This window comes from Paenibacillus profundus, assembly GCF_021369635.1.
Taxonomy (GTDB): Bacteria; Bacillota; Bacilli; order Paenibacillales; family Paenibacillaceae; genus Paenibacillus_B; species Paenibacillus_B profundus.
Genome location: NZ_JAJNBZ010000042.1, coordinates 36,177 through 45,783 on the forward strand (window position 1 = coordinate 36,177; position 9,607 = coordinate 45,783).

Annotated in this window: 6 protein-coding genes and 1 pseudogene; 2 read left to right on the top strand and 5 right to left on the bottom strand. The window is 51.9% G+C overall.

The features are described 5' to 3' along the window. Window positions 1-4 precede the first annotated feature (4 nt). From LQV63_RS27960 to LQV63_RS27980, 5 genes are all read right to left on the bottom strand, one after another. On the bottom strand, window positions 5-1,075 hold the full coding sequence (locus tag LQV63_RS27960; protein ID WP_233699170.1) for a LolA family protein: 1,071 nt from the start codon (window positions 1,073-1,075) through the stop codon (window positions 5-7). Then, window positions 1,072-2,550 carry a sensor histidine kinase gene (locus tag LQV63_RS27965; protein WP_233699171.1) on the bottom strand — a complete coding sequence of 493 codons (1,479 nt, stop codon included), beginning with the start codon at window positions 2,548-2,550 and terminating at the stop codon, window positions 1,072-1,074. Before LQV63_RS27965 ends, LQV63_RS27960 begins: the two co-directional genes overlap by 4 nt. Next, window positions 2,547-3,251, bottom strand: coding sequence for a response regulator transcription factor (locus LQV63_RS27970; RefSeq protein ID WP_233699172.1), 705 nt, complete (start codon window positions 3,249-3,251; stop codon window positions 2,547-2,549). Before LQV63_RS27970 ends, LQV63_RS27965 begins: the two co-directional genes overlap by 4 nt. 257 nt (window positions 3,252-3,508) lie before the next feature. After that, window positions 3,509-4,624 (bottom strand): D-alanine--D-alanine ligase, encoded by a 1,116-nt coding sequence (locus LQV63_RS27975; RefSeq protein ID WP_233699173.1) that lies wholly within the window; start codon window positions 4,622-4,624, stop codon window positions 3,509-3,511. A gap of 140 nt (window positions 4,625-4,764) precedes the next feature. Then, on the bottom strand, window positions 4,765-5,760 hold the full coding sequence (locus LQV63_RS27980; protein ID WP_233699174.1) for an amidase domain-containing protein: 996 nt from the start codon (window positions 5,758-5,760) through the stop codon (window positions 4,765-4,767). A gap of 347 nt (window positions 5,761-6,107) precedes the next feature. On the opposite strand from LQV63_RS27980, the gene acnA reads away from it, so the two are divergent. Both acnA and LQV63_RS27990 read left to right on the top strand, forming a co-directional pair. Next, entirely contained in the window at window positions 6,108-8,834 is a 2,727-nt protein-coding gene (gene acnA / locus LQV63_RS27985) for an aconitate hydratase AcnA (protein ID WP_233699175.1), read from the top strand. 238 nt (window positions 8,835-9,072) lie between these two features. Continuing rightward, window positions 9,073-9,495 (top strand): annotated as a pseudogene (locus LQV63_RS27990) (hypothetical protein); the annotation flags it as partial. Window positions 9,496-9,607 lie beyond the last annotated feature (112 nt).

A 9,607-nucleotide genomic window follows, 5' to 3' on the forward strand; every position in this document is an offset into this window, starting at 1 on the left:
TGTATTATTGCTTCAGTTCGCCTGCAATGGATAGCACCTGCTCCTTTGTCATGCCATTTTGATCAGGATAAATGGTGTATCGCAGCCCACCTTCGTCCCAAGTCACCGAACGCAGCGTATCTGAGTACGTTCCCGTCTTGCCGCGGACCTTCACTTTTTCACCGTAATAACTGTCGTCCTTATCGCCTTCATCTTCAGGGGCAGGGAAAACACTCATCATGAAATATGGCTTGTCGTCTTTCCAATAATTCAGCGTAATCTCTGTTCGTTTCAACTCCCCCTGCATGTCGTAAAGCTCGATGCCGGCCAGATTCCCTTCGGCCTGTGTCCATTGCAGAAACGATTGACCCAGCGCCGCTTTCGCTTCCGGAAGCGAAACGTTCTTCATCGGATTCATATCGTCGAGCTCCCGTACTGTGACACCATCCGGAATCTCTAATGTGAACACATCGTCAGTGAATTCAGGGGATAGGTCCAACTTCGTGTACAAATTTTCTGATGTCACAGGCCCGCTCTCAAAGACGCTCTTCAATACCATCCATGATTTCGGATCAATCCATAGCTCCATCCGCTGAAAGAGATCGCTCTTTTTCTTGGCAGTGGCCTTGAAATGGAGCGTATTCCATTCTCCAACCTTTTCTTCCCCTATCGTCTCAAATTTGTGGGTTCCCTGAAGCATCTCCAGCAGCGACTTTACTTGCTCCCGCTGCGTCAACGGCTGCATCTGATCCTGCAGTTGCATGCGGTAAGCTTCCCCCTTCGTACGGTCCAATACGACAATCTGCTTGCCGTCGTTCACCGATACGGAGCTGTCATGATTAGTCGTCACCTCGACCCGCTTCCTGTCCGTATTCGCGTCAAGCCACTCCTTCATCTGGAATTCGTCTTGCCGCTTTCCATTTTCATAGGTAACGCTTGTGCTCTCGGCATAATAAGAGATCTTGCCCTTCCCTTCCTCCAGCACCTTGTCGACGATTTGCTCGCCGGACAGCTGCAAGCCCAAGGTCCCTCCTTGGCATCCGCTTATTAATATGCTGCTGGCTAATAGTAAGCTCAGTCCGCTACGCATCATCATGATGGAACCTCCTTATTTACCTGAAAACGACATGCCACGAGAGTGCCGAATGGAGCCTCCGACCAGATCCGGACATTGCCGTCATGCTTCTCTACAATCATCTTCGCAATACTCAAGCCAAGACCAGAGCTGCCCGCATGAGCCTTCGTCCGCGAGGAATCCGCCTGATAGAACGGCGCAAATATCCGCTCCAGCTGGTCTTTCGCAATCGTTTCGCCTTGATTCTGCACGAGCATGAGCAGACTATCGCCTCCCCATTCTTGAACCTCATCGGCTAACGTAGGGAATATCCAAGACGGGAGTGGATGGGACGGTGAATATGCCCCCAGCCAAATAGACTGTTTGCTCTCCGTATAACGGATCGCATTGCTCATAAGATTATCGACGAGCCGAATCAGTTGCTGCGCATTCATCAAGTAAGAACCCGTTACCTTGCACTCGGTTGTAAGCCGGATGCCACGCTGCGTGCACAACTCTTCATATCCCGAAAAGAGCATGTCGAACATTTCGTCCCCATCCACTTCCACCCGTTCTTCCAGCTGTGCGGATGATTTCAACGCGGTATACATCGTCAAGTTGTCCAGCATCCGCTTCATGTGCTCGATCTTGTCGAACAAGACGGCGTAATATTCCCGCTTCTCTTCCTCAGATAACTCCTCCTCCTGCTGCAAAGCTTCCGCATAGGCATGGAGCGAGGTCAGCGGCGTCTTCAAATCATGGGACAGCGAGGCCACCATATACTCTCTTTCCCGCTGTTCTTCCGCGATATCTTGGCGCGCGCGTTCAATCTGGGCACGCATCGAATGGAAACGGGCGATGAGCTCGCCCATCTCATCCTTCGTCATGTTGACCGTATCCGGCACGGCTTCGCCCTTCGCGAACGCCGTCATTTGCCTCATTAGCCTTTGCATCGGGCGATTCAGCTTGCGGTGAATGACGTACAACGCCGCTCCGTATAGGAGCAGAAAGAACAGTCCCCATCCGATGGCAACGAGCAACGTGCGATGTTGAAATGCCTCCAGCCACTGATCCCGGACTATCGTAATCTCATAGAAGCCAATCAGATCATCTTGGTGAAAAAAAGGTTTTTTGAGTGTATAGGCACGATGGGACTTGCGCAATTCGTATAAATGCTCGTACAGAATCGAGGCCTTCACCCGATATAGCTTCGGAGCAAGGTTATCCGCCATCGAAGAATATACGGTGATGCCGTCCGCACGGTACAAGGTTATTTTCAGCGAGCTGCTCGCTGCATTCTGCACAGCTTGGAACCTCTCAGCAGGCTGAACCCGGTACAGATCGGCTTCCTGCAGCAGCGGCTCTATCTCCTGCAGACGTCCCGTCACTTCTACGTATTCCTTGAATTCTTGGCGCTCGTCATAGGCCTGAATGAGCTGAAAAAATACGAGACCGGCAACGACCGGCAGCAGCATGACGACGAGAAAAGACACCATCAGCCAATGCTTGATTTTCATGTCGCCAACTCGCCGATAAAGCGATACCCCGTCCCCCACACGGTCTGTATATATAGCGGGTCGCGAATGTCCTCGCCTAGCTTGGTGCGGAGACTTTTAACATGAACGGATACCGTGTTGTTGCCCTCGATGTTCACTTGATGCCACACATGCTCATACAATTCCTTTTTTGAAAATGCCCGCTGCGGATTTTGGGCCAGCAGCTGCAGCAATGCCCATTCCTTCAACGTCAGTGCAATCGGTTGATCGCGCAACGTTACGAGTTGATTATCTTCGTCAATAATGAGGCCGCCCTCGTATTTTTTGAAGCGAGGCTGAACCTCCTCACTCTCATATCTGCGAAATCTCCGCAAGTGCGAGCTGATTCTCGCTGATAACTCGGATAGGCTGAACGGCTTGGTGACGTAGTCATCTGCACCCAGCTCCAGCCCTTTCACCTTGCTTTCGTCTTCGTGGCGTGCGCTTATGATAAGAAGCGGAACATTGCTGCTCAGGCGAATATTTTTGCACAGGGTGAACCCGTCCATTTCCGGCAGCATCAAATCGACCATAACCAAGTCGAAGGAGCCGCTGTGAAAATCCTCCCATCCTTCCAACCCCGTGGAGGACCACGTTACTTTATAGCCTTGTCTTCGCAAATGGTCCTGCACGATACGGGCAATCTCTCTATCATCTTCAACAAGCAATAGGTGTGTTGACATGTTCGTCCTCTCCTTGCTTTACAGTATATCGCTCTATGGGAAAGCTTCGCTGAATTTAATACTTTCTTTATAAAACGGGTTTCTTCTATTATAAGGTGTTCATCTCGCCGAGTCGGCTGCCGCCTAACTGTAAATGTTCGCCATTGCCATGAAACGCAATATTCCTCATCTATCATTCGATACTCTTCTCCCCGCAGCACGAAAAAGGCGGCTGCCGCATAACGGCAACCACCCGGAATGATAACTTATAATGACAATTACACACTCTCGTAATTCAACTGCTGCTTCACTTCAAAGCGTTCCAACGCGAGCTGGATCAGACGGTCGAGCAGTTCGCTATAGGCGATGCCCGTCTCTTTCCACATGAGCGGGTACATGCTGAATGGCGTGAAGCCCGGCATCGTGTTCACTTCATTAATGAAGATGCGCATATCCGAGCGGCGCACGAAGAAATCGACGCGGGACAAACCTGAGCCATCGATAGCGCGGTACGCCTGCACCGCCATGTTGCGCAGCCTATCAAGCATTTCCTCGTCAAGCGGAGCCGGAACGACAATTTGCGATTTGCCATCAATGTACTTCGCCTTGTAATCGTAGAAATCGTTAGATGAGACGATTTCACCTGGCACGGATGCTTGAGCTTCGTCGTTCCCGAGTACGCTCACTTCCACTTCGCGCGCATCAACGAATTCCTCCACTACAATTTTGCGGTCATAACGGAGCGCCTCTTCGATTGCTTGAATCAGCTCGCCGTAATTGCGCGCTTTGGAAATGCCGACAGAAGAACCGAGATTAGCCGGCTTGACGAAGCACGGATAGCCGAGCTCATTCTCAATCTGTGCGATAATATCCGCTTGATTATGCTCCCAGCCAGCCCGGATGAAATGTACATATTTGCACTGCGGCAGACCCGCATGAGCGAATACTTGCTTCATCACGGCTTTATCCATCCCGACGGAAGATGCTAACACGCCAGCGCCGACATACGGCATATTCGCCATTTCGAACAGGCCCTGAATCGTTCCATCTTCGCCATTCGTACCATGAAGGAGCGGAAACATGACGTCCACTCCGCAGTTCGCTTCGCCTGCCGTACCGCGCGCCCCATCCAAGCGGGCGAACAGTATCTCCATCGCATGCACGGTACGTCCTGCACAAGATTCGAGCGCAAGCTCGGCTTTATCATGAAATGGCGCGCTGCGCAGTTCGCCGACACGCCATTCTCCCATTTTCGTAATATAGAAAGGAACGATCTCGTATTTCTCGTAATCTAGTGCCCCCATCACGGCGAATGCCGTCGAGAGCGATACTTCATGCTCCCCCGATTTGCCGCCGTACACCAAGCCGACGCGCAATTTCTGTTGTTGTCCCATAATTCCCTCCGTCAGCGCTTCGAGCGCCTGTTGTCCTCTCCCAAAGATCCGGGTCTAACGCTCCACAGGTCAAAGTGTATAGTTAGAAGCTGTTCAAAAAATCGCCCTTTAGAACATGCACTAATTAGAACGCATTCTGACTAGAAAGCATCTGCAATATGAAAAAAGCGATATTGCGTCGCCTCCGTCCAGGCATAGGAGTCCTGATAATCCCAATAGCGATGGCGGCTGTTCGTCGTATGAGCATTTACGAGCGGCATGCCGCTCACATCAAATGCCGTCACGATCGAATTATGCTGGTAGTGGCCGTTGCCATCCCAGTCATAGGCGATAACATCCCCCAGCTGCAAATCGCTTGCATGGTTGACCGGTTCAGCCCTTAGACCGCTTGTGCTGTTCGTCAAATGCCGTTCCAAGCTGTCGGCGACCGCCCAACTGAAGCTCCAGGCCTCTTGTCCGTTCACCATGCCTCTATACCACCAGCCCGTTTCTCTTTTACCAGTATAGTTCATAGGCGCCCCCCCTGCAAAGAGACATTGGGAGACATAATTTGTGCAATCAACTTCAAATGAAAGAAAACGCGGATTCGCTTCATTCCACCACTGCTCAGCATATTCTACTGCCTTATCGCGACGGTAAGGCACAGCCCGGGCCGTCCGGACACCGCCTAGAACGTCACGGTTCAAAAATGGCGTGGAGCGAAATCCACGTTCCTCGTACTCGCGCGCCTCTCCATTGAGACGCTTGCCGCGCCGCTCGAGCGCTGGCGTCTCCACACGCCCGATAATCCAGCCGTCGCCATCCTTCATTAAAGTCAAACGTTCCCTTTCAATCCGCTCATCAAAGAGCGACACGCCCTGCTGCTCACAAATGCGCTGAATGTGGAACTCGACGTCGACTGTCACTTCCCCGTCGCCTTCATGCGTCCGTATGAGCTTGGCTTTCGTCTCGCTCTTCGAAGGGGATGTGCCCCGCTCTTGATACCATGACTGGAGCCTTCTCGCCCGATCGCTCGCTTTAAGCACATAATCCATATCCGCAATAGGGGCCGAGACGGCATGCTGTCTGTCATCGACTTCGGTTCGATTATGCTGATCTACATATAAATAGAGAGTATTTTTCCAATCCTGCCGCATAATACTGCCTCCTTGTCCGACACGCCGCGTAGCCTCACTTGCTGGACAGGCTGTCTTGAAGCAGCGGCATTTTGCTATCCATTGTATGCAGGAACTATCAAGCACATGTCGAACGTTTGCAATTAGAAGTTATATTAGCCACAAATGGGGCATTTTTTTGCAGGAATAGCTCTTTACGGCCTCACTGGAACACGATATACTGAAGGTGTGAAGAAATTATGAAATCGTGTTCCATCTAATGAAACAAAGACAGAAAGAGAAACAACCTACACTACTTTACAACCAGATGCAATCACGCAGTATATTACGGAAGCAAAACCTGCAAAACCAAGAAGGAGGTTTTTTCTATGGCAAGAACAGATGCATTTTCCGCTCAGCGCGAACTTAGCGTCGGCGGCAAGGCGTACCGTTATTTCAGCTTGGAAGCGTTGGAATCCCAAGGCTACCGTTCCGTCAATCAACTCCCTTTCTCCATTAAGGTGCTGCTTGAAGCGGCAGTTCGTCAATTCGACGGACGCGCGATTACGAAGGAACACGTCAATCAAATCGCCAACTGGGCGGATGGACGTGATGAGAATAAGGAAATTCCGTTCATTCCCGCACGCATCGTGCTGCAAGATTTCACCGGGGTTCCAGTCGTCGTGGATCTAGCCGCGATGCGCGATACCGTGAAGCAAGCAGGCGGAGATCCTAAACGGATCAATCCGCTCGTGCCGGTTGATCTCGTAATCGACCACTCCGTTATGGTCGATGCTTTCGGTACGAAGGATGCATTAGCATATAACATGAACGTCGAGTTCGAGCGCAATGAAGAGCGTTATCGCTTCCTGCGCTGGGCGCAAACGGCATTCGATAATTTCCGTGCTGTACCTCCGGCTACCGGGATCGTACACCAAGTTAACTTGGAATACCTGGCATCCGTTGCCGCAACAAAGGAAATCGACGGCGCTACCGAAGTATTCCCAGACTCTCTCGTCGGTACCGACTCTCATACGACGATGATTAACGGTCTTGGCGTTGTGGGCTGGGGCGTCGGCGGTATCGAGGCGGAAGCCGGAATGCTCGGACAACCGCTATACTTCGTCACGCCTGAAGTTATCGGCTTCAAATTGACGGGCAGCTTGGCAGAAGGCGCGACAGCGACCGACTTAGCGCTCACTGTAACGCAAATACTGCGTAAAAAGGGCGTTGTCGGCAAATTCGTCGAATTCTTCGGCCCCGGACTTGGCAACATCAGCTTGGCGGACCGTGCAACCGTAGCGAATATGGCTCCGGAATACGGTGCGACGATCGGCTTCTTCCCTGTCGATCAAGAAACGTTGAACTACATGCGATTAACTGGTCGTTCTGATGAGCAAATCACGCTCGTTGAAGCCTACTATAAAGCGCAAGGCATGTTCCGTGAGACAGACACGCCGGATCCGGTCTTCTCTGACATCATCAAGTTGGACTTGAGCTCTATCGTACCGAGCTTGGCCGGTCCGAAGCGTCCGCAAGACCGCGTCGAGCTGACTGAAATGAAGAAAGCGTTCCTCGATATCGTACGCACGCCGATCGACAAAGGCGGCTATGGTCTGAGCGACGACAAAATTGAACAAAAAGTTCCGGTATCCCACCCGAACGGCGAAACGAGCCAATTGACAACCGGTGCGGTCGTCATCGCAGCGATTACGAGCTGCACGAACACGTCCAACCCTAGCGTCATGATCGGTGCCGGCTTGGTGGCGAAGAAGGCGGTCGAGCGCGGCTTGAAGAAGCCGGCTTACGTGAAGAGCAGCTTGACGCCGGGCTCGCTGGTCGTAACCGAATACTTGAAGAAAGCAGGCCTAATCGACCCTCTCGAAGCACTCGGCTTCCATGTTGCCGGATATGGCTGCGCGACATGTATCGGGAACTCCGGTCCACTGCCAGATGAAGTAGGCAAGGCAATTACCGAGCAGGATATGACGGTGGCGGCCGTATTGTCTGGTAACCGCAACTTCGAAGGCCGCGTGCATGCGCAAGTGAAGGCGAATTACCTCGCTTCTCCTCCGCTTGTCGTTGCCTATGCGCTTGCGGGCACAGTTAACATCGACTTGGCGAACGAGCCGATTGGCTTCGATCAGAACAATCAGCCTGTATACCTGAAGGACATCTGGCCTTCTTCCGAAGAAATTAAACAGGCGGTTGCCCAAGCGATTACACCAGCTATGTTCCGCGATAAATACGAGAACGTATTTACGCAAAATGAGCGTTGGAACAACATTCCGGTTCCGGAAGGTGAATTGTACGAATGGGATGCCAAATCGACATACATTCAAAATCCGCCGTTCTTCTCGAACCTCGGTTCCGAGCTGAACGACATTAAGGACATTAAGGCGGCACAGGTGCTGGCGCTGCTCGGCGATTCCGTAACGACCGACCATATTTCCCCTGCCGGCAACATCAAGGCAGATAGCCCTGCGGGTGAATATTTGATTGACCATGGCGTCAAGCGTCAAGACTTCAACTCTTACGGCTCCCGCCGCGGTAACCATGAAGTGATGATGCGCGGTACGTTCGCGAACATCCGTATCCGCAACCAGATCGCTCCAGGCACCGAGGGTGGCGTTACGAAATATTTGCCGCAGGATGAAGTGATGTCCATTTACGACGCATCGATGAAATATCAAGGGGACGACACGAACCTCATTGTCCTCGCAGGCAAAGAATACGGAACAGGCAGCTCCCGCGACTGGGCAGCGAAAGGAACATTCCTGCTTGGCGTGAAAGCCGTCATCGCGGAAAGCTTCGAGCGCATTCACCGTTCCAACTTGGTCGGCATGGGCGTGCTCCCGCTGCAATTCCAGGAAGGCCAAGGCTGGAAGACGCTCGGACTGACCGGAAGCGAAACGTTCGATATTCAAGGGCTGTCGAACGACATTCAACCCGGACAGACACTGCAAGTCATCGCGACGCGCGAAGACGGCACGACGTTCGAATTCCCTGCCACCGCCCGCCTCGACAGCATGGTAGACGTGGACTACTACCATAACGGCGGTATTCTGCAAACTGTATTGCGCCAAATGATCGCACAGGAGAGCTCGCACGCGTAATACTAATGAACAGCCTTAATATAGGAATTGCGAAAGCACTCTCGGATCTTGGGTCCGAGGGTGCTTTTTTAACGTGAAAAACGGTTGACATGTTATCGAACATGACAAGCCGTTGCTTGCCCGCTTCCACTTCAAAAAAACACTGTTGGCAGAACTTATCCCGCTTCCCAACGGATAGGCTCTTGCATAGGATAAAACACGAATCGCCAAGCCTTTAGCCCATTATGGAGGTGAAAAGATGAGTGTTGCTTTAATCGGAATCCATTGGGTGTACCTCCTGTTTATCGGACTCATCATCGGCTTTCTTGTCATGAGACGCGATACGACGATGATTTGCATGGCCGGGATATTCATACTCGGATTGCTTGCAACCTCTTCCATCAGTTCGGCTGTAAGCGGTATTTTTACAAGCTTTATTTACGCCATAAAAGAGTTGCTGGGCACGATACTCATCATATCTATTATCGTAGCCATGAGCCGGGTTCTGCTCGCTTCAGGCGTCAATGAGACGATGGTCTCCCCTTTCACGAAGCTGATGCGCGGCCCGGCGATGACCTATTGGACGCTGGGCCTCCTCATGATGGTCATCAGCATCTTCTTCTGGCCGTCACCGGCAGTCGCCCTAATCGGGGCTGTTCTGCTGCCCGCAGCCATACGCGTAGCGTAGGGCTGCCTCCGCTTGCGGTACCGAACGCCAACAAAGGAATCTTTTTAATACGAGCATTTTGCATAATTCCAAATCTGGGTGAAGTGCAGAGAGAAGTGCTCAACGT

Coding starts and splice junctions, on each gene's coding strand:
- LQV63_RS27980 (WP_233699174.1), bottom strand. CDS start 5,760: ATGCGGCAGGATTGGAAAAATACTCTCTATTTATATGTAGATCAGCAT.
- LQV63_RS27965 (WP_233699171.1), bottom strand. CDS start 2,550: ATGAAAATCAAGCATTGGCTGATGGTGTCTTTTCTCGTCGTCATGCTG.
- LQV63_RS27970 (WP_233699172.1), bottom strand. CDS start 3,251: ATGTCAACACACCTATTGCTTGTTGAAGATGATAGAGAGATTGCCCGT.
- LQV63_RS27960 (WP_233699170.1), bottom strand. CDS start 1,075: ATGATGATGCGTAGCGGACTGAGCTTACTATTAGCCAGCAGCATATTA.
- acnA (WP_233699175.1), top strand. CDS start 6,108: ATGGCAAGAACAGATGCATTTTCCGCTCAGCGCGAACTTAGCGTCGGC.
- LQV63_RS27975 (WP_233699173.1), bottom strand. CDS start 4,624: ATGGGACAACAACAGAAATTGCGCGTCGGCTTGGTGTACGGCGGCAAA.